15 protein-coding genes are annotated in these 19676 nt (G+C 63.2%); 2 read left to right on the top strand and 13 right to left on the bottom strand.

What is annotated here, in order from left to right:
• Nucleotides 1-11 precede the first annotated feature (11 nt).
• The 7 genes from IEC33019_RS07720 to IEC33019_RS27740 form a co-directional block, all read right to left on the bottom strand.
• A complete protein-coding gene (locus IEC33019_RS07720) occupies nucleotides 12-764 on the bottom strand; it encodes a fimbrial biogenesis chaperone (protein ID WP_070094255.1) in 753 nt (250 codons plus the stop codon).
• Between the two features lie 73 nt (nucleotides 765-837).
• A complete protein-coding gene (locus tag IEC33019_RS07715; protein ID WP_070094256.1) occupies nucleotides 838-1440 on the bottom strand; it encodes a fimbrial protein in 603 nt (200 codons plus the stop codon).
• A gap of 102 nt (nucleotides 1441-1542) precedes the next feature.
• The gene (locus IEC33019_RS07710; RefSeq protein ID WP_099593255.1) at nucleotides 1543-2190 is read right to left on the bottom strand and encodes a response regulator; all 648 of its coding nucleotides are present in this window, start codon (nucleotides 2188-2190) and stop codon (nucleotides 1543-1545) included.
• Between the two features lie 38 nt (nucleotides 2191-2228).
• Nucleotides 2229-5438: a hybrid sensor histidine kinase/response regulator gene (locus IEC33019_RS07705; protein ID WP_070094258.1), complete on the bottom strand. Its 3210-nt coding sequence runs from the start codon at nucleotides 5436-5438 to the stop codon at nucleotides 2229-2231.
• A gap of 80 nt (nucleotides 5439-5518) precedes the next feature.
• Complete coding sequence (locus IEC33019_RS07700) at nucleotides 5519-6712, bottom strand: EAL domain-containing response regulator (protein WP_070094259.1); 1194 nt, start codon at nucleotides 6710-6712, stop codon at nucleotides 5519-5521.
• Entirely contained in the window at nucleotides 6699-9524 is a 2826-nt protein-coding gene (locus tag IEC33019_RS07695; RefSeq protein WP_070094260.1) for an ATP-binding protein, read from the bottom strand. The genes IEC33019_RS07700 and IEC33019_RS07695 overlap by 14 nt, the downstream gene beginning before the upstream one ends.
• A gap of 64 nt (nucleotides 9525-9588) precedes the next feature.
• Nucleotides 9589-10554, bottom strand: coding sequence for a fimbrial protein (locus IEC33019_RS27740; RefSeq protein WP_081337516.1), 966 nt, complete (start codon nucleotides 10552-10554; stop codon nucleotides 9589-9591).
• Between the two features lie 252 nt (nucleotides 10555-10806).
• On the opposite strand from IEC33019_RS27740, the gene IEC33019_RS07685 reads away from it, so the two are divergent.
• Nucleotides 10807-11919: a polyamine ABC transporter substrate-binding protein gene (locus IEC33019_RS07685; RefSeq protein ID WP_372340647.1), complete on the top strand. Its 1113-nt coding sequence runs from the start codon at nucleotides 10807-10809 to the stop codon at nucleotides 11917-11919.
• A 152-nt stretch (nucleotides 11920-12071) separates the two neighbouring features.
• On the opposite strand, the gene hemB is transcribed toward IEC33019_RS07685, so the two are convergent.
• The 6 genes from hemB to IEC33019_RS07655 all read right to left on the bottom strand — a co-directional run bounded on the left by hemB (nucleotide 12072) and on the right by IEC33019_RS07655 (nucleotide 18978).
• Entirely contained in the window at nucleotides 12072-13043 is a 972-nt protein-coding gene (gene hemB / locus IEC33019_RS07680) for a porphobilinogen synthase (protein ID WP_070094261.1), read from the bottom strand.
• A 159-nt stretch (nucleotides 13044-13202) separates the two neighbouring features.
• Nucleotides 13203-13907 carry an NAD(P)H-dependent oxidoreductase gene (locus IEC33019_RS07675; RefSeq protein WP_043213957.1) on the bottom strand — a complete coding sequence of 235 codons (705 nt, stop codon included), beginning with the start codon at nucleotides 13905-13907 and terminating at the stop codon, nucleotides 13203-13205.
• On the bottom strand, nucleotides 13904-15550 hold the full coding sequence (locus IEC33019_RS07670; protein ID WP_070094262.1) for an ABC transporter ATP-binding protein: 1647 nt from the start codon (nucleotides 15548-15550) through the stop codon (nucleotides 13904-13906). Before IEC33019_RS07670 ends, IEC33019_RS07675 begins: the two co-directional genes overlap by 4 nt.
• Before the next feature lie 2 nt (nucleotides 15551-15552).
• Nucleotides 15553-16380 (bottom strand): ABC transporter permease, encoded by an 828-nt coding sequence (locus IEC33019_RS07665; RefSeq protein WP_070094263.1) that lies wholly within the window; start codon nucleotides 16378-16380, stop codon nucleotides 15553-15555.
• Nucleotides 16381-16383: 3 nt separating this feature from the next.
• Nucleotides 16384-17343 carry an ABC transporter permease gene (locus IEC33019_RS07660; protein ID WP_043210870.1) on the bottom strand — a complete coding sequence of 320 codons (960 nt, stop codon included), beginning with the start codon at nucleotides 17341-17343 and terminating at the stop codon, nucleotides 16384-16386.
• Nucleotides 17344-17376: 33 nt separating this feature from the next.
• Nucleotides 17377-18978 (bottom strand): ABC transporter substrate-binding protein, encoded by a 1602-nt coding sequence (locus IEC33019_RS07655; RefSeq protein WP_070094264.1) that lies wholly within the window; start codon nucleotides 18976-18978, stop codon nucleotides 17377-17379.
• Between the two features lie 162 nt (nucleotides 18979-19140).
• On the opposite strand from IEC33019_RS07655, the gene IEC33019_RS07650 reads away from it, so the two are divergent.
• Nucleotides 19141-19581: an RrF2 family transcriptional regulator gene (locus IEC33019_RS07650; RefSeq protein ID WP_070094265.1), complete on the top strand. Its 441-nt coding sequence runs from the start codon at nucleotides 19141-19143 to the stop codon at nucleotides 19579-19581.
• Nucleotides 19582-19676: the final 95 nt, after the last annotated feature.

The raw sequence follows: 19676 nt of genomic DNA, 5'->3' as shown, positions 1-19676 counted from the left end.
GCTTGAGGGTGTTACGAAGAAGTGCCGGGCTCGACGGCCTTGGCCTTGCTAGCCACGCTGGGCATCAACACCGCGCGATATTCGCTCTGCGCGCCGTAGTCATTGATGCTGCGAAAGGACAGGCTCACCGGCGCGCCGGACGCAACCTTGGCCAAGGCAAAGGTTCGGGTCTGCCCGGGCGCGATCATCGCCGAGTCAGCCGTCAGCGTTCGCTGACCGTTGACCGTGACCGTGATGTCGGCCATCGACACGTGGTACAGGCTTGGATTGCTCACCGACAGGGCCGTGGAGGCGCCCTCGTGGATCAATCGCCAGTCCAGTTCGGTCGGCGCCTGCAACGCATCGCCCGGCAGCCCGGCCGGTCGGAAGAACACCTTGATGCGCTGACGCACCGCCAGTTGCAGCGTGTTGGCCTGTTCGCTGGATTGCGGAATTTCCTGGACATTGAGCCACACGACCGACTCGCGGTCCTGGGGCAGGCCTGCCCCTTCATAAAGGATGCGCAGCAATTGCTGCTGCTTGGCCACGACCCTGGCCAAGGGTGGTGTCACCGCGAACGGGACCGTGCGGTTCAGGCCGTCATCGCTGTCGATCCACGACTGGATCAACACATCCTGGCCACCATTTCGCACGGTCACGTTGGCTTCCTTGTGGGCACCATCGAACACCACGCGCGTGGCGCTCAAGGAGATGCCGGCCGCCGCCGGCGCCGCCAGGAACATGCCCAGCAGGCCCAGGCAGGCAGTGAGTCTGGGAGTCAACATCGCTATCACCCCTTCTGTCTAAGCGGACGGCGAGACCCTGAGGCCTCGCACGTACAGAACCCTGGGTGACGACTTATTCGTACTGCAGGATGAATGGCAGGGTCGCATCACCCCGGCCCGCGGTCGCGGTGCCAGCGGTCCCCGTGGTCACATAGGCAGCGGAGAAGCTCAGGGTGGCATCGCCGCCAGCGGCACCCACGCCGTGCATGCCGCTCTGGATGGTGGCGGTGGTCTTGCTGCTGAGGTCGATCTTCGCCCCGGTGCTGTCGAGCAAGGCGATACCGACGTTCTTGGCTGCGCCGCTGCCTGGGGTCAGCGCCAGTACGCCCTTGCCGGTGACGATGCCGGAACCGCCGAGGATGGTCGGATCGAAGACCATGGACACCTTGGTGCCCTGGTTGCAGTTGACGTTGAGGTTGAACTCCTTGCCGGTAACGCGACCCGAGGCCGGGGCCTCAGCGGTGCCCATGTCCTTGATCGAAATGTTGCCCATGTCCACGGAAATCACGCGATCGGCATCGGCGCCGTCGACCGAGCAGGCGTCGTTGTTGATGATGCCGCTGAAACTGATCTTGCCGCTGCCACCTTTTACAGGTGCCGGCGGCTCTTCTGCGAAGGTGCCCATGGAGGTGACGAGCGCCGAGAGTGCGAAGGCGGCGAGGGAATACTTTTTCATATCGATGTCCTAGTTGAAATGTGCTGCAGAAAACTGCCAGACCACATTAATAAACCCGGACACCTACCCCCATAAGACGATCCTGATAAGCCTTGCCAAGGGTCAATTGAACAGACGCCGCTCCAGGCAATAGGCCAACAGTGCCTGGTCATTATCGACTTCAAGTTTGCGCATGGCCGAGACTTTTTGTGCACTGATTGTCTTGGGGCTGCGGCTGAGGCTAAGGGCTATATCACCCACGGTTTTACCGGCCACGAACAAGCGCAACACTTCACGCTCTTTGAGCGACAGTGTTTCCAGCCGCTGATCGGTGTCCAGGCCGGAGTCCACCACCGACGCTTTGGGCGCCTGAGGGCTAAAGTACGGGCGTTTGCCGCGAATCGCCTTGAGCGCGCGCTCGATTTCAGTGTGCAGGTGATTCTTCTGGATCACGCCCACCACGCCCAACTCGTGCAGGCGCTCGAGAATCATCGAATTGGAAATCATCGTCAGTATCAACACTTGGACAGTGGGATAGTGCCGCTTCAGGTAGTCGATCAACTTCAAGCCGTCGCCATAAGGTGAGTCGTCCGGCATGTTGTAATCGGTGATAACCAGATCGACCGGTTGCTGTTGCAATAACGCGATCAATGCGCTGGAACTTACCGCTTCTCCGACCACGCAAAAATGCGGGTCGCGCTCGACCAGCTCCCGTACGCCAAACAGCACGATGGGATGATCGTCGGCAATGATGACCTTGAGTTTTTCCATATAACCTCAGGCGGGATGAATGAACAGTCTGGGTAATGTTACTTGAGCGCGTCGGTCATTGCCGCCAGTCGTTGTATTACCCGTCGCACTTGCTGGCGCATGGACTCATCGAACACCTGGTCGACCAGCTGGACTTCAAGCACAGTGCAGTACTGCGCCAGGCTGGCCGCCTGCACCGCGCCCAGCGCGCCGGCGATGCTGTGCAATTGCCGGCCCAGGGCTTGTACATCGTCCTGCTCCAGGGCCGACTGCAGTGTCTGGATGTCCTGGGTCATGGTTTCGATGAACAGAGTACCCATGGCCGGTGAAAGCGTTGGTGGCGCATCTTCGTCTAGCGCCAGCGTATTGGCGGCTGGCTGCGGCGACGGCTCCTGCATGTCACCCTGCCAGTTCGGCCGGCACAACTTGAGCAAGTGATTGCGCAAGGTCTGCAGGCTCAGCGGCTTGACGATCCAGGCACTCATCCCCACCTCCAGGCAACGCGCTCCCTCCTCGCGCATCGCGTTGGCGGTGACGCCGATGATTGGCAGCGCCGGGTCCTGCTCACGCAATGCGGTGGCCAGCTCATAACCATTGATGATCGGCATGTTCACATCGGTCAGCACCAAGTCGAACACATCGGGCTGCCAAAGCTGCAAGGCTTGTTCGCCATTGCGCGCCACTACCACGCTGCAGCCCAGCGCCTCGAGCTGCTCTTTGAGGATCGCTTGGTTGATGGGGTTGTCCTCGGCCACCAGGATGTGCAGGCGCAGATCGTTGGCGGTACCCGCCAGACGATGTTCGGCAGGCTCCTCATGGCCCCGGCTGATCCGGCCGACCGCCCGGGCGATGGCCAGCACATCATGCATGCTCAAGTCCCAATCGCCGCGCCCTTCTTGCGCCGAGTCCGTAGCCTTGCAACAAATACGCGGCCCCGGCCAGGCCGGCGCCGTGTCATCAGGCAACACATCGACCAGCACCGCTCGCGACTGGGCTGCGGCGGGCGTCGAGGACGCCAGATGCGCCTGTAGCCCAAGGCGGTTGAGCCAGTCGCAATAGTGTTGGGCCAGCTCAGGGATCGGCGCCCGAACGAGTACCGGCAGCGCCGACGGCTCTCGCTCAGCAGGCACAGGCAAGGCATCCGCCACCACCGGCAAGGTAAGGCGCAGCATGAAACTGCTGCCCAGGCCGGGCTCGCTGACCACCTTCATCTGCCCGCCCATCATTTCGCTCAGCCACCCGCAAATCGGCAGGCCCAGCCCCGCGCCGCCCTCGTTGGAAGCTTCGTGCACTTGGTAGAACAGCTCGAACAACCTGGCCTGCTGCGACTCGGACAACCCGATACCGGTATCGGCGACCTGCCATTCCAGGTGCACCTGGCCATCGGCGCAACCGAGCACCCGCGTGCGCAGTACCACACGGCCATTGTCAGTGAACTTGATGGCATTGCTGAGCAGATTGTTGAGGATCTGCCGGATCCGGATCGGGTCGCCGACCAGCCGCTGTGGCAGCCTGGCATCGGTGCAGCCATAGAGCAGCAACCCCTTGCGCTCGGCAAAGGCGGCGTAGGTGCGCAGGGTATCCTCGATCATCTCCAGCGGGCAGAACGCCACAGGCTCCAGGGCCATCTGCCCGGATTCGATCTTCGAAACATCCAATACATCGCTGATCAGCTGGAACAGCGTGGCCGACGAGCGTTGGATAGTCTGCAGGTAGGCCAGCTGACGAGGCGCCAGCGGGGTGAGCCCGAGCAGTTCCAAAGTCCCCAGCACCCCATACAGCGGCGTGCGGATCTCATGGCTCATGGTGGCCAGGAACAGCGTCTTCGCCTCGTTGGCTGCGGCTGCCATGCGCCGGGCGTCTTCCAGCGCCCGCGCATCCTCGACATGCCGGGTCACATCATTGAAGGCATAGAGCCGCACATCCTGCCCCTGGTAGCGGGTGGCCACGAAGCCGACCTGCAGATGACGGCCCTCGATCTCGAGCGCGTGCTCACCGGTCTCGCCACTGTCCTGGCTATGATCCAAGGACGCCACCAGCGCAGCGGTCCCCTGCCACTGCTTGGCACGCTGGTTTTCCAGCAGCACTTGATGGTCGGTCCGGCGTACCACGCACAGCCCTGTCGGAGCCGTGTCGATGACCACACGGCTGAAGGCCTCGCTCTCGGCGATGGCAGCATGAGCCCGGTGCGCCGGCAGGATCACCTGGCGCCGATACCAACGGCTCGCCGCCCAACCCATGGCGATCAGGCAGGCCACCCCCAACCCAAGGCTGAGCAGCGAGCCCAGTGCATATTGGAAAAAGCTCTTGAAACCGATGGTGTAGATCGCCATCCAGGCAGGTCCGTTATGGTTGACCAGCTTGAACACCAGGCCATCGGGCTTGAGGTTGACGCCCTCGTGCAAGGTTACCTCCGGGCGCAGGATGCCCGAGAGAGGCTGCCCCGAGGGTGTGACCAGGGTGAAACGGTCGTACACCGTCCAGTCCATGGTGCGTTGAAAATCATTGGCCTGGCCCAGGTCGAGCATTACCGCAGCCGTGGCTTGGGTAGCGGCCCCCTTGGCCCGCGGTTGTGCAGGCCTCAGGTCGAGGTTGATATAGGCCAGCACGCGCGCGGCAACCACCCCGTTGCCAGGGCTGCCGTAGGCACGCCAATTGACCTCGGCACCCTCGTTCTGGGGCGCTTGGGCGCGAATGGTATCGAGCATCTGACTCATGGGGTCCTGTTTGCTCGCATCGGTACGGTGCACACCGCTCGCGGGCACGGCCACATCGAAATCGTCCTGCAGGTTGAACAGGAAGGCCCGGGGTGACTGGAAATGCGAGGTGGACCAGAAGGCGCTGTAATAGGCGCTCAAGTGCGCCGCGAGGGTGGAGACGCTGGCAGCCTCATTGAGGTGCTCGGCTTGAGCGCCGAGCCTGAGACTGAACGGCATCGAGAATGGATTTTCCTGACCATGGAATACGCCATCGCCCTCCCCCGGACGCGGCTCGATCTCAGGCACTGGGACAACGTCGCGGGTCAGCAGCTCGCCGTGCAGGCTGCGCTGACGCAGTGAGGTCAGAAACAGCTCCTGCTCATGGATGTTCTCCATCAGCCGCGTGAAGTGAAAACGCATCGTGTCGTGGTTCTCTTCGATCAGCCGCTGGAAAGACCAGTAGGTAGTGCTGACCAGCAGCAACGCCACACCAAGCAGCACCATCATGCCTTTGCTCAGACGTGACGAGCTGCGAGCGAGGTTTTCCAGGAGTGCGTTGGAGTGCTTCATCAAAGTGTCCGTGGGCCAGCTGCAGGTGTAAGGGGGGAGTTTACCTCCGAAGAAAGGCACTAGCCTTGCGCCAGGCCTGATTAATGGCACATTGCCGGGCCATCGGCCTTCAGCAAGTGCAGGAACTGATCCAACGACACCGCATGGGAAATCAAAAAGCCCTGCACATGGCTGCACTCCAGCCGGCGCAGCAAGGCCAGCTCCTCAGGCTTCTCGACCCCCTCGGCCACCACGTTCAGGCCCAGTCGGCGGCCCAAGGCAACAATGCTGGCCAGGGCCGAGGCCAAATTGTCGTTCTCGTGACAGCCCTGCACCAACGCGCGGTCTATCTTGAGTTCGGTGAACGGCGTAGAGACGAGATTCATGTACGAGCTGTAGCCCTTGCCGAAATCGTCCTGCGAAAGACCGAAGCCTTTGATGCGCAACCGGCAGGCGCCTGCGTAGTAGTTGCTGACTTCGTCGGGGACGGAGCACTCCATCAGCTCGAAGCAGATCTTGGCGGGGATGCCGCCGTGGTGCAGCACGAACTCCAGCAGGCGGTCGGCCAGGTCGTGGCTGTTGAGCAGGTGGGTCGGCAGGTTGATCGACACCGGAATGTCATAGCCCCGCATGCGCCACCGGGCCTGGGCATCCATGCTCTGCTTGAGCATCGACCACAACAAGCGCTCCTCCAGGTCGAAGGCCCGCAGCGCCGGCAGGAATGCCCCCGGCAACAGCACGCCGTGCTCGGGATGGATCCAGCGCACCAGGGCCTCGGCGGCGACGATACGGCCATTTTGCAAGGACTTCTTGGGCTGGAACCAGGCGTGGAACGCCCGGCTATTGAGGGCTTCGAGCAAGGTCTGGCGGTCATAGTCGACAGCCTGTGGAGCGACATGGACAGGCGTGCGGCGCTGCTCGCGCAGCTGCTCGACCACCCCGCGCAACGCCTCGGGCGTCACTGGCTTGGACAACAACCCCACCACCTCCACCCCCAGGTGCTTGGCCGCAAGACTCGCCGCCATCAGCATCCGCCGTGACGCCGCGCTCATGATCGCAAGCCCCGTCCTGCCTGGCAGCGCGGCCAGGTGCTGGATGAACTGCACCCCGTCCATACCTGGCATCAGCAGATCGGTGAGGATCAGGTCGTAGTCGCGTTGCTGCAGCCGCAACAGGGCCTCGGCGCCATCCCGAGCAATGTCCACGCGCAGCTCGCCCAGTTCGTTGAACAGGTGCTGCAGGTACATGCACTGGAACGGGTGGTCCTCGACGATGAGGATTTCAAAGGCTCTCATGGGCGTTTCCTTGGTAGGCGGCCAGACAGTGGTGCAGCGTTTGCAACGTGAAGGGTTTGACCAGGCAGTGATTCATGCCGGCGGCCAGGCACAACTCCTCCTCGCCGCGCAGGGCATTGGCCGTGGCGCCGATGATCGGTACGGTGCAACCTTGCCGGCGCAAGGTCCTGGCCAGTTCGTAGCCATTGACCCGGGGCATGTTGACGTCGCTCAGCACCACATCGAATGCCCCCTGGTCCCAGCAGCGCAGGGCCTGCTCGCCATCGCCGGCCAGTACCACCGTGCAACCGAGCTCATCGAGCTGATCGCGCAGGATCAACTGATTGATGATGTTGTCCTCGGCCACCAGAACGCTCAGCCCAAGATGGCGGATACGCGGGCTTGCGCTGCGCGCCTGGCCGTCCGCCATCCACAGCCCCTGGGCCTGGCAGATGGCCTGGTGGAGCGCGGCCAGGTGGCTGAGGTTGACGTGCCAGCAGTCGCCATCCTGGCGTGGCTGGCTGCAGCCGTCGGCACTGGCCAGCACCCGCCGCCCGGGCCATTGCGGCAGCAACGATGCGTCCAGCTTGCCGGGGTGCGCTTCAAGCAGCACGCCGCCAGCGCTCATCGACGCCGGTTGCCCGACCTGGGCCCGTGCGCCCCAGCGGCGCAACCATCCCGCCAGGCTCTCGGCCAGCTCGCGCAACGGCGACATCACATGGATGCGCTCGGCCAGCAGGTTGCAGGGCAAGGCAGCCTCGGCGCTGCGCAGCGATTCCTCCAGCGGCAACAGCAAGGTAAAGCTGGTGCCCAGGCCCAGTTCGCTGACCATGCGCATCTGGCCGTTCATCAATTGCGTCAGACGCTGGCAGATCGGCAAGCCCAGGCCAGTACCGGCCACCACATGGACGTTGCCTGCGGTCTGGTAGAACGGGTCGAAGATCAACGGGTGATCTTCCTCGGCAATACCACGCCCGGTATCGGCGACCTGCCACAGCAGGCAGGAGCGCTCCGCCTCCCGGTGCGACAGCCGCACACGCAACACCACGCGGCCATAATCGGTGAACTTCACAGCATTGCTCAGCAGGTTGTTGAGAATCTGCCGGATACGCGCCCTGTCCCCCAGCAGCCGCAGCGGCAGCTGCGGATCCAGACATGCATAGAGTTCAAGCCCCTTGCCCAGGGCTGCGGCGCTGTAGCCCTGGATCACCTCGTGCACCAGTTCCAGCGGGGAAAACTCGCTGACCTCCAGGGCCAACTGACCAGCTTCGATCTTCGATACATCCAGCACATCGCAAATCAACTGCAACAAGGTGGCCGACGAGCCTTCGAGCGCTTGCAGGTAGTCCCGCTGCTGGGCATCCAGGTGTGTGCGCGACAAAAGTTCCAGCGTACCCAGCACGCCATACAACGGCGTGCGGATCTCATGGCTCATGGTGGCCAGGAACAGCGTCTTGGCTTCGTTGGCCGCATCCGCCGACTGCCGCGCTGCCTCCAGCGCCGCCTCCACCTGCTTGCTGGCGGTGACGTCATTGAACACACAGAGCAACACGTCCTCCCCTTTGTAGCGGGTGGGCACGCTGCTCAGGTGCAGGTGGCGGCCACCGGAGGTCTCGAACGTCTCGTCATGGGGCGCCTCGGGGGCATCGAACGCGTGGCGGATCCACCCCGGGCAGAGGACCTCACGGTCCAGTCCCTTGCCCAGCCACTGCTGGGACAACGGGTTTTCCAGCACCATCTGGCCGTCGCTGCGGCGCAGCACGCACAGCGCCACCGGCGCGGCCTGAATCACGTCGCGGCTGAACGCCTCGCTTTCGATCAGCGCCTGGATGCGGTGGATGGTCGGGGTGATCAGGCGCTGTTCGAAACGGCGCATCAACAGCACGATCAACAAGATGCTCAGCAGGCAGAACAGCAACGTGCCGAGCAATTGCTTCCACAGGCCCTGCAACACGTCGACCAGGTCGATCGAGTACACCAACTGCCAATCCGAGGACATCAGGTTCTTGCGGATGACCAGGTGATCCGGAAACAAGCCGTCGCCGACAAAACCGAAAAAGTTGTCGCCTCGGCGCTCTAGCAGTGAGCGGCTCAAGCGCGCGCCCGGCATGTTGCTGAACACCAGCATGTCGTCGGTGTTGAGCATCATGAATTCACCGGCACTCTGGTCGCTCAGCGCCGCGGACACGGCCCGGCTGTCCATCTCCAGGCCCAGCCAGCCGGAATCGGCATCCTCCTCGTCCAGGCGCTTGAAAATATACAGGCGCGAGGCCTGCTGATCCTGATCGGTCAGCCACAGTTCCTGCAGTGGCGCTCCATCGACGTCGCGCAACGCCTGCAGTTGCTCCAGGATCCGGCGAGGCAACGCCGGCATCGCACTGGAAGGGCTGAACAGGCGCACGCCTTGGTCATGCAGCCCGTTCCCCACGTACAGAAGGCTCACCTGCTGCGCCCTGAGGTAGTCGCACATGCGCCGGGTCAGCCAGATGCTCCACTGTTTGCCGGCACCATCGCCCACTTGCAGGTGGAGCTCCTCCAAAGAAGGCAGGTAGACCAGCGGCTCGGCCTGCCAGCCCTTGCGTACGGCCGACAGGCTCAGGCTTTCGAGCAACGCTTCACGGGTGGTGAAGAAGGTATGCGCCTCGGCGATCGCACTGCTCATGTAGCCACGGCGCTGGGAAATGTCGTTGTTGAAGGTGAACAGCAGGAAGTTGTAAGCACCACTGAGGATGCCAACCGACAGCACCATCGCGAACACCCGAAGCAGTCGGCGGACGGCTTCGGGGCTGGAAAGCAAAGGGCTGATCTGCAACAGGTAGCTTTTTAATCTCATCCGCCGAATCTAAGATCCGAGCTGGCGAATGGACATCAGACGATCCTTAGATCCTCACGCCGCGCTACAGGTAGCTCATGATGAACGTGACCTCGGTGTTGGCAGAGCCTGCCCTGAGGGACTCAGTGGCCAGGCGGTAATAGCTGGCGGTCAAAGGGATCATGAAGTTGCCGCCATTGGTGTCGTAGCCGCTGAACGTGCGCGGCGTATTCAAAGGCACCGGCACGCCGCTCGCGTCCTTGATCTGCAGGCCGATGCCTAAAGCGGTAGAGCTCGGGTTAAGTCCGACGACGCCCTGGGCGGAATCGATGACCGGAGTGAGCGCTTGCAACTGGTAATCGATCTTGGCGATCCCCTTGGGGCAATTGTTCAGCTGGAGGTTGAAGGGCACCTGGCGGGTGGTGGAGCCTGGGCCGCCGAAATCATCCAACTTGTAATCGTCGCCCATGGCCACGCTCACATCCGGCGTCTCGCAGGAGGCGGCCACGACATTGATGGCTTGGCTCAACGCGAGGCTCGCGATCATATGGGTACCGTATTGCACCGTACCCAGATCGCCCGCCTTGACGACGCTGCTCGGCGCCAAGACACCGCTTTTGAAGATTTCCAGGACAAGGTCGCCGCCGAGGTTGTAGTTACCAGCCCTGAGTGGATCCAGCGAGGCCAGATAAGCCGGCCCATTCCCCAACAGTGCCATGATCCGAAACTTCAGCCCGGAAGCCCCGAGCGGAAACTCCTGCACCGTCGCCTCAGGAGGCGTACCCCGCCCAGGGGCAAGACCGAGCCCCCATAATTGCTGGGTCGTGCATCGGAACTCGCTCTTTGGCATAACCTGGGTTTCGCTATAGAGCACCGTTCCATCCGTTGCGTCGCGCGGTATCGTGATATTGGCGGGCCCTGAATAGGAAATGAAGCGTTTGGCATCCCCGGAACAGGCTGCATAAGCCTTATCCATGGCACAGAACATGATCGCCACGCTCCCCAAGACCCCTATGGCCCGTTTGCTGATGGGTAAATTGCCATGATTCATGCTGCCTGTACTCTCCCAATGGGCGCTGTCGCTCCTGCTCGCCAATACATCGGCTCAAGGTAGCGTCGATCAAAGCCTCAAGGTTAGGGCCAGGCCATCCAGCGACACATGAGACGAATCCTAATGTGCTTACTTTGCGTGAAGGCAAGACCAGCCGCGCCTACCCCAGGGGTTAACCCTTCGACGGGATAGGAAAGCGCTCGGCACGCGCATACATTCGCCCTACCCACTGCGCGACAACAAGGATTAAAAATGCAGCTGCAACGTCCTCCATTACGTGGCCATCGCCTGGCCATGCTCGGCTTGGCCGGGCTTCTGAGCCTCGACGCCGCCGCCGGTGCACCCACCGTGCATTTCTACAATTGGTCGGACTTTTTGGCACCGGAAACGCCCAAGGCCTTCGAGCAGGCCACCGGCACGACCTTGGTGCAGGATGTGTTCGACAACGCTGAAGTCATGGAAACCAAGCTGATGGCCGGCCACAGCGGTTATGACGTGGTAATGGTGCCCGATGACCTGCTGCCCAACTTCATCAAGGCCGGCGTGCTCAAACCCCTTGACCCGGCCCAACTGGACAACCGCTCGCACCTGGACGAGCAGGTGCTGCGCAAGCTCGCCGTCAACGACCCGGGCAACCGTTATGCCGTGCCGTACATGTGGGGCACCACTGGCATCGGCTATGACAAGGCCAAGGTGACCCAGCTGCTGGGCAAGGACGCGCCGGTGGACTCCTGGGACCTGGTGCTGCGCAAGGAGAACATCGAAAAACTCAGCGCCTGTGGCGTGGCCATGCTCGATGCGCCGGTGGAGATCCTGCCGATCGCCCTGCACTACCTGGGCCTGCCCGCCAACAGTCGCAACCCGGACGACTACCGCAAGGCCGAAGAACTGCTGCAGGGCATTCGCCCCTATGTGCGCTATTTCGATTCGTCGAAGTTCACCACGGACCTGGCCAATGGCGACATCTGCGTGGTGGTCGGCTGGGGCGGCTCGGTGTATAGCGCCAAGCAGGCGGCCGAGCGCGCCAACAATGGCGTACAGGTGAGCTACAGCATTCCCCGCGAGGGCGCGCCCATGTGGATCAACAACATGGTGCTGCTCAACGATGCACCGCACCCCGAACAGGCGCATGCCTTCATCAACTACATGATGCGCCCGGAGGTGGTGGCCAAGTCATCCGACTACGTGGGCTACCCCAATGGCAACAAGGACGCGTTGCCTCTGGTCGATCCACAGCTGTTGAAAGACCCGGCGGTTTATCCGCCGGTCGAGGTGATGGGGACGCTGTTCACCCTGGAGACCTTGCCACTCAAATACGAACGGATGCGCACCCGGACCTGGAGCAAGATCAAGAACGGAACCTGAAGCACCGGCAGAGCTGGTGCCATTTCCGCCACCCACGAAAAAGGGGCTGCCTTGCAGCCCTTCGCGGCACAAGGCCGCTCCTACACGTACGCCGAGAACCTGTGGGAGGTTCGGAGCCTGCGGTGGGCTGCAAGGCAGCCCCCGCCTAGGGTTCAGATCCCGTCGCGTGCCAAATCCATCGCGAAGTAGGTCAGGATCAGGTCCGCGCCGGCGCGCTTGATCGAGCCAATGCTCTCACGCACAACACGGGCTTCATCGATGGCACCGGCCAGGCCACCGAACTTGATCATCGCGTACTCGCCGCTGACCTGGTACGCCGCCAAAGGCAGGCGCGACGCGGCGCGGATGTCGGCGATAACGTCCAGGTAGGCCCCCGCCGGCTTGACCATCAGCACGTCCGCCCCTTCCTGCTCGTCGAGCAGCGACTCGCGCACAGCCTCACGGCGGTTCATCGGGTTCATCTGATAGCTCTTGCGGTCACCCTTGAGGGCGGTGCCGCCGGCCTCGCGGAACGGGCCATAGAGCGACGAGGCGAACTTGGTCGAGTAGGCCATGATCGCGGTGTCGTGGAAGCCAGCACCGTCCAGGGCGCTGCGGATCGCCTGGACCTGACCATCCATCGCCGCCGACGGCGAGATGAAGTCGGCGCCGGCCGCTGCGGCCACCACCGCCTGCTTGCCCAGGTTGGCCAGTGTCGCGTCGTTGTCCACGCCATGGTCATGCAGCACGCCGCAATGGCCGTGGCTGGTGTACTCGCAGAAGCAGGTGTCGGACATCACCACCATTTCCGGCGCGGTGTCCTTGCAGATACGCGCCATGCGCGCCACCAGACCGTTCTCGTTCCAGGTGTCGCTGCCAGTGGCATCCAGGTTGTGCGATACGCCGAAGGTCATCACCGACTTGATACCGGCACGGGCATAACGCTCGATCTCACGGGCAAGCATCTTCTCGGGGATGCGGTTGACCCCCGGCATGCTGGTGATCGGGACGAAATCATCGATACCCTCCTCGACGAAGATCGGCAGGATCAGGTCGTCAAGGCGAAATTCGGTCTCCTGGAACAGTGTGCGCAGGGATTCGTTCTGCCGCAGGCGACGAGGGCGGACAGTGGGAAAGTTCGACATTGGAGCTCCAGACAGTTTTGCTTCCTGCCACCTTAAGTCGTAGGGCCGCCACTGAACAGTCTTGACGCAAAGATTATCTGTTGCGCGAAGGGCAACAACCCCGGGGCAGACGGCCTGAACCGCCCTCCCCGGCGCCCACTCAGCGACAATCGGTCGCAATCATTTGGCCAGCGGGTACAGTGCCTCATCGAACTGCGAAAGCTTCGGGAACTCGAGCGGCAGGTCGTCCGACAGGTGCTCCAGGCGCTGCTGGTAATCGCGCAAAAAGCCCTTGCGTGCTTCGTCGCTGATGTAGGGCACATGCCAGGCCACGAATGGCGGCAGCACCTCCAGCCCCACGTACGCCAGGGTGCCGCGCAAGATCGGGCGCAGCATGTCCTCCAGCGGCCCGTGAATCGCGCCCTCGCCGAACATGTGCTCGCGCCCGCCGAGGGTCACGGTGACCAGGGCCTTCTTGCCCACCAGACCGCCTTGGTCATAGAAGCGCTTGCCGCCATAGCACACGCCGGACACCAGCACCCGGTCGATCCAGCCCTTGAGCATGGCCGGCGCCGAGAACCAGAAGATCGGGAAGTTGAGCACCAGCAGGTCCGCCCACAGCAGTTTGTCCAGCTCGGCCTGGATGTCCGGGGCGATCGAACCGCTCTTGACGCCCAGGCGCTGCTCCAAGGCATAGACCAGGTAATCGGGGTTTTCGCGCTTGCCGAAGTCCTCGGCACTGGCCACCGGGTTCCAGCCCATGGCGTACAGGTCGCTGACCTGCACCTGATGCCCCTGGGCCTTGAAGGTTTCCACCGCCTGGTCACGCAGGGCGGCGGTAAAGGATTGCGGCTCGGGATGAGCGTGGACGATCAGTACATTCATGAAGGTTGTCCTTGCACAGATTGCAGGTTGGAGTGTCCGGCGCGGCGGGCCAGCAGGCGGTCGAGCCAGTCAGGGTCCATTTCCGGTTCGGAGGAGAACAGCAGCCCGGTGTAGTCGCGGTACGGCGGCGAGAAAATGGCCTCGCGGCTGCCGTGATCGACCACCCGGCCGCGCTGCATCACCATCACTTCGTCGGCGATGGCACGTACCGTGGCCACATCGTGGGTGATGAACAGGTAAGAAACGCCCAGTTGACGCTGGATGCGATCGAGCAGCTTGAGCACCCCTTCGGCCACCAGCTGGTCGAGGGCCGAAGTGACTTCGTCGCAGATGATCAGCTCAGGCTCGGCGGCCAAGGCCCGGGCGATGCAGATGCGCTGCTTCTGCCCGCCGGAGAGCTCGCGGGGCTGGCGATCCATGTACTTGGCCGGGTCGAGTTCGATCATCTCCAGCAGTTCCGCTACCCGCTGGCGCAAGGCTTTGCCCTTGAGGCCCAGGTAGAAGGTCAAGGGGCGGCCGATGATGTCGACGATGCGCTGGCGCGGGTTCAGGGCGGTGTCGGGGATCTGGTAGATCATCTGGATCCGCCGCAGTTGCTCCTTGCTGCGTTGGCGATAGTCCGTCGGCAGCGCCTGGCCGTCGTACAGCACCTGCCCGCTGCTGGCTGGCAACAGGCCGGTGATCAGTCGCGCGGTGGTGCTCTTGCCGCTGCCGGACTCACCGATCACCGCCAAGGTCTGGCCCCGGTGCAGCGTGAGCGATACCTCGTGCAACACCGGCTGGGCGCCATAGCTGGCGTTGGCGTTGCGTACTTCCAACAAGGGCTGGGCCTGTGGCGGGCGCGGTTTGGGCTGGGTATGGAAACTGCGCACGGCCCACAGCGAGCGGGTGTAGTCCTGGGTGGGCGTTTGCAGCATGGTGCGGGTCTGGGCTTCTTCCACCAGGCTGCCGTGACGCAGCACCATGATGCGATCGGCGATCTGCGCCACCAGCGCCAGGTCATGGCTGATGTACAGCGCGGCGCTGCCATAGGAGCGCACGGCATCGCGGATGGCCGTGAGCACTTCGATCTGGGTGGTGACGTCCAAGGCCGTGGTCGGTTCGTCGAACACGATCAGGTCCGGGTGGCAGGCCATGGCCATGGCGGTCATCACCCGCTGCAGCTGGCCCCCGGAGACTTGGTGCGGATAGCGCTGGCCGATACGTTCGGGGTCCGGCAGGCGCAGCACCCGGTACAGTTCCACCGCTTCGGCCTCGGCCTTGGCCCGATCGATGCCGCCGTTCTTCACGGCAGTCTCGATGTGCTGATCGATCAAACGATGGGCCGGGTTGAACGACGCCGCCGCGCTCTGTGCCACATAGGCGATGCGCAGGCCGCGCAGGCGACGCAAGGTCTCGGGTGCGGCGCCCACCAGCTCCTGGCCATCGAAGCGTACCGAGCCGCCGCTGATGCGACAGCCGTCGCGCACATAGCCCATGGCCGCCAGGCCCAGGGTCGACTTACCTGCCCCTGACTCTCCGATCAGCCCCAGCACCTCGCCTCGAGCCAAGGTCAGGTCGATGCCCTTGATCAGCGGATGCCAGGCATCGTCGTGGTGACCGTCGATGCGCAGGTCACGAATTTCCAGCAATGGTTGGCTCATGTTCAGCACTCCTTGAGGCCGCTGGCGGTGTGCAGCACCCAGTCCACGACGAAGTTCACGCTGACGGTGATCAGCGCCACGGCCAGCGCCGGCAGCAGCGGGCTGACGTCACCGAAGGTGATCAGCACGGCGTTGTCGCGCACCATGCTGCCCCAGTCGGCGGTCGGCGGCTGGATGCCCAGGCCCAGGAACGACAAGGCACTGATGAACAAGAAGACAAAGCAGAAGCGCAGGCCGAATTCGGCGATCAGGGGCGCAGCGGCATTGGGCAGCACCTCGCGGCTGACCAGCCACCACAGCCCTTCTCCGCGCAGGCGCGCAGCCTCGACGAAGTCCTGCACCACCACCGTCATCGCCACCGCCCGCGCCAGACGGAACACCCGCGTGGCGTCGAGCAGCGCGATCACCAGCACCAACGAGGTGGCCGTGGTGCCGACCACGCTCAGGATCAGCAAGGCGAAGATCAGTTGTGGGATGGCCATGAGCACATCGACCAGGCGCGAAAGGCTCTGGTCGATCCAGCCGCCCTTGATCGCCGCCACCAGGCCACAGAAGCCGCCCACGGCAAAGGCCAAGGCGGTGGTCACAAAGGCGATCCCCAAGGTATTGCGCGCGCCATAGACCAGACGGCTGAACATGTCGCGGCCCAGGTTGTCGGTGCCCAACAGGAACTGCCCGCCCCAGGGTGCGAAGCCCTCGCCCACCACCTCGGTCTCGCCGAACGGCGCCAGTACCGGCGCGAACAGCGCCACCAGCACATACAGGACGATCACCAGCAAACCGAACTTGGCGCTCAGCGGCGCCCGCTGCAATTGCTTGAACAGGTTCATCGGCTACCCCTTCGGATGCATCAGACGCGGATTGCTGGCGATCGACAGCACATCGGCACTGGTGTTGAGCAGAATGTAGGTGGCGGCGAAGATCAGGCTGCAGGCCTGTACCACCGGGATGTCGCGCTTGGCAACGGAGTCCACCAGCAGTTGGCCCAGCCCCGGGTAAACGAACACCACCTCGACCACCACCACACCCACCACCAGGTACGCCAGGTTCAGCGCCACCACGTTGATGATCGGCGCCAAGGCGTTGGGCAAGGCATGGCGGAAGATGATGCGCGCCGGCGAGATGCCCTTGAGGCGGGCCATCTCGATGTAGGGGCTGGCCAGCAGGTTGATCAGTGAGGCGCGGGTCATGCGCATCATCTGCGCGACCACCACCAGGGCCAGGGTCAGTACCGGCAACAAGGAGCGCTCCAGCACTTCGCCCAGTGAAGCATCAGGCGACAGGTTGGAGATGCTCGGCAGCCAAGCCAGCTTCACCGCGAACACCAGGATCAGGATGTAAGCGACGAAGAACTCCGGAAACGACACCGCCGTCAGTGCACTGGTATTGAGCAGCCGATCGAACCAACTGTTGCGATACAGCGCCGCCAGCATGCCCAGCAGCAGGGCCAGGGGCACCGAGACCAGCGCGGCCAACAGCGCCAGGCTGAAGGTGTTGCCCAATCGCGCGCCGATCAGCTCGGCGATCGGCCGCTGGTTGGCCAGCGACACACCCAGGTCACCGTGCAGAAGCTGCCAGGCCCAGTGGCCGAAGCGGCTCCAGGCCGGCATGTCCAACCCCAATTGCGCCCTCAGCGCGGCAACGGTTTCCGGCGTGGCCGCTTGGCCGAGCATGGCCTGAGCGACATCCCCAGGCAGCATGCCCACGGCCAGGAAGATAATCACCGAGACGGCCAGCAACGACAGCAGGCCCAGGGCCAGGCGCCGTGCAAGTAATGAACCAAGACTATTCACCGTACGCTCCTCATGCAGTGACGACGAAAAGAATCAGGCCTGCCACCAGCGCTCGATCAGCCGCAGGCCATCGAGTTCGCCATAGGGTGCGGTGACCCCACCGTGGGTGACCCGACGCGAGCGCGCCGCCACCGAGCTTGCGAACAGCGGCACGATGGCGCCTCCGTCGTCGCGGCACAGGGCCTGCATTTCGTTGTACATCTCTTGGCGCAGCGGCCCGTTCATCTCGCCACGGGCCGCGTTGAGCAGTTGGTTGAAGCGGGCGTTGTCCCAGTGTGTCTCGTTCCAGGCCGCGCCCTTGGCATAGCCAATGCTGAACATGCGGTCGGCGGTCAGGCTGCTGTACCAGAACGAGGTGGTGAACGGCTGCTTCATCCACACGTTGGTGAAGAAGCCATCGGCCGGCTCACGCACCACGTCGATGTCGATGCCCGCCTTGCGTGCCTGCTCCTTGAACAGCACCGAAGCGTCCACCGCGCCGGTGTAGGCGGCATCCGAGGCCTGCAGGCGCACCTTGAGTGCGTCCAGGCCAGCCTGACGCAGGTGGAAACGGGCTTTGTCCGGGTCGTAGGCGCGCTGTTCGAGGGCGGCGTTGATGAAGCGGCTGCCGGGCTGGATCGGGTGGTCGTTGCCGATCTGGCCATAACCATGCAGTACCGAGGTCAGCAGGGCCTGGCGGTCGATGGCGTACTTGAGCGCCAGGCGCACGTCGTTGTTCTGGAACTGCGTACTGTCGCAGAGCATGGGGAAGGTGTAGTGCTGGGCGCCTTTGGTCTCTTCGATCACCAACTGCGGGTTGCGCTTGAGCAGCGCCACGGTCTTGAGGTCGACCTTGTTGATCACGTCCACTTGGCCGGTGACCAGAGCGTTGACCCGCGCAGCGCCATCGGCGATGGCCAGCAGTTCGGCGCTGGCGAAATGCGCGCGGCCAGGCTTCCAGTAGTTCGGGTTGCGCTCCAGGTCCATGCGCACGCCCGGCTCGAAGCGTTTGAGGCGATAGCCGCCGGTGCCATTGGCGGAACGCCAGTCGGCCACACCGTCCTTGGCCGGCATGATCACCAAGTGGTAATCGGCAACGACATAGGCGAAGTCGGCGTTGCCTGAGTGCAACTCGAACACCACGGTATCGTTGCCCTGGGCGCGGACTTGGGCGACATCGCCGAGCACGGTCTTGGCCGCCGAGGTAGATTTCTCGCCCAGGTGGTGCTGGATCGAGGCGACCACGTCGTTGGCGTCCAGGGTCTTGCCATCGTGAAAAGTCACGCCCTGGCGCAGGGTGAAGGTCCAGACCTTGGCATCAGGGCTGGATTCCCAGCGCTCGGCCAACTCCGGAATCGCCGTGCCGTCGACGCTGATCTCGCTCAGGGTGTTGTACACCGCCGAGAAGCCGACGAAGGTGAAAGTGTCGCTCCAGGAGCCTGGGTCACCCGAGTCGGTGGTGCTGCCGCCAGCCAGGCCCATGCGCAGTACGCCACCGGCCTTGGGGGTGCCCTCCTCGGCCCAGCCTGCCATCGGCAAGCCCAGGGAGAAGGCGCCGGCGAAGGTGGCCGCCGCTGCGCTGTACTTGAGGAAATCCCGACGCGGCAGACCGCTGTCGGGCATCGCTTGAGTAATCTTGTTCTTGTTATCGCTCATGGCATCGCCTCTGTTGAACCGCCAGGAAAGGTCTTGTTCGCCCGACGACTAGATATTTGTAATTGTCATCGTGACAAATACATTAGACTCAATGCCATGCCCCTGCCAAGTCGGATTTTCACAGGGGTGTAAACTTCGGTTTTTACCCAGGGACCTATGCCGATGAGCCAGTCGACTCGCCTGATCACCGCCTCGTACATTCTCTCGTTCGTGGCCGCCAATGCACCGCAGAAGCTGCGCACCGAGACCATCGCCAAGTGGGTCAAGGTCCATCCCGCGCGCGTGCGCAGCCTGGCTTCGCAACTGGTCAAGGCAGACATTCTCAAGTCCTGGCGTGGCGCTCACGGCGGCCTGACCCTGGCCCGCCCGGCCAGCGAAATCACCCTGCGCGAGGTGTATGACGCGGTGCAGGAGAGTTCATTGATCGCCGAGAAGATCGACAACCCGTTTTCAGGAATGGAGGATCACTGCAAGGTGTTCGAAGTGTTCACCCGCCTGTTCGCCATGCTTGAGGCGAACATGCGCCTGGACCTGGGGGCGATCACGGCCGATCAGTTGTTCGTGGCGTTCGACAGGCCGGTGGAGGATGTAGCGGCGGAGTGACCCTTCCCTTCGCGCCGTCCTCTTCGCGGGTAAACCCGCCCCTACAGGTTTACCGTTGCCCTGAAGCACAGCGCGGTTCCTGTGGGAGCGGGTTT

The sequence above is a fragment of the Pseudomonas putida genome (assembly GCF_002741075.1).
Classification (GTDB): Bacteria; Pseudomonadota; Gammaproteobacteria; order Pseudomonadales; family Pseudomonadaceae; genus Aquipseudomonas; species Aquipseudomonas putida_T.
The sequence above is the reverse complement of the archived record's forward strand: the minus strand, read 5'-3'. Positions and strand labels throughout refer to the sequence as shown.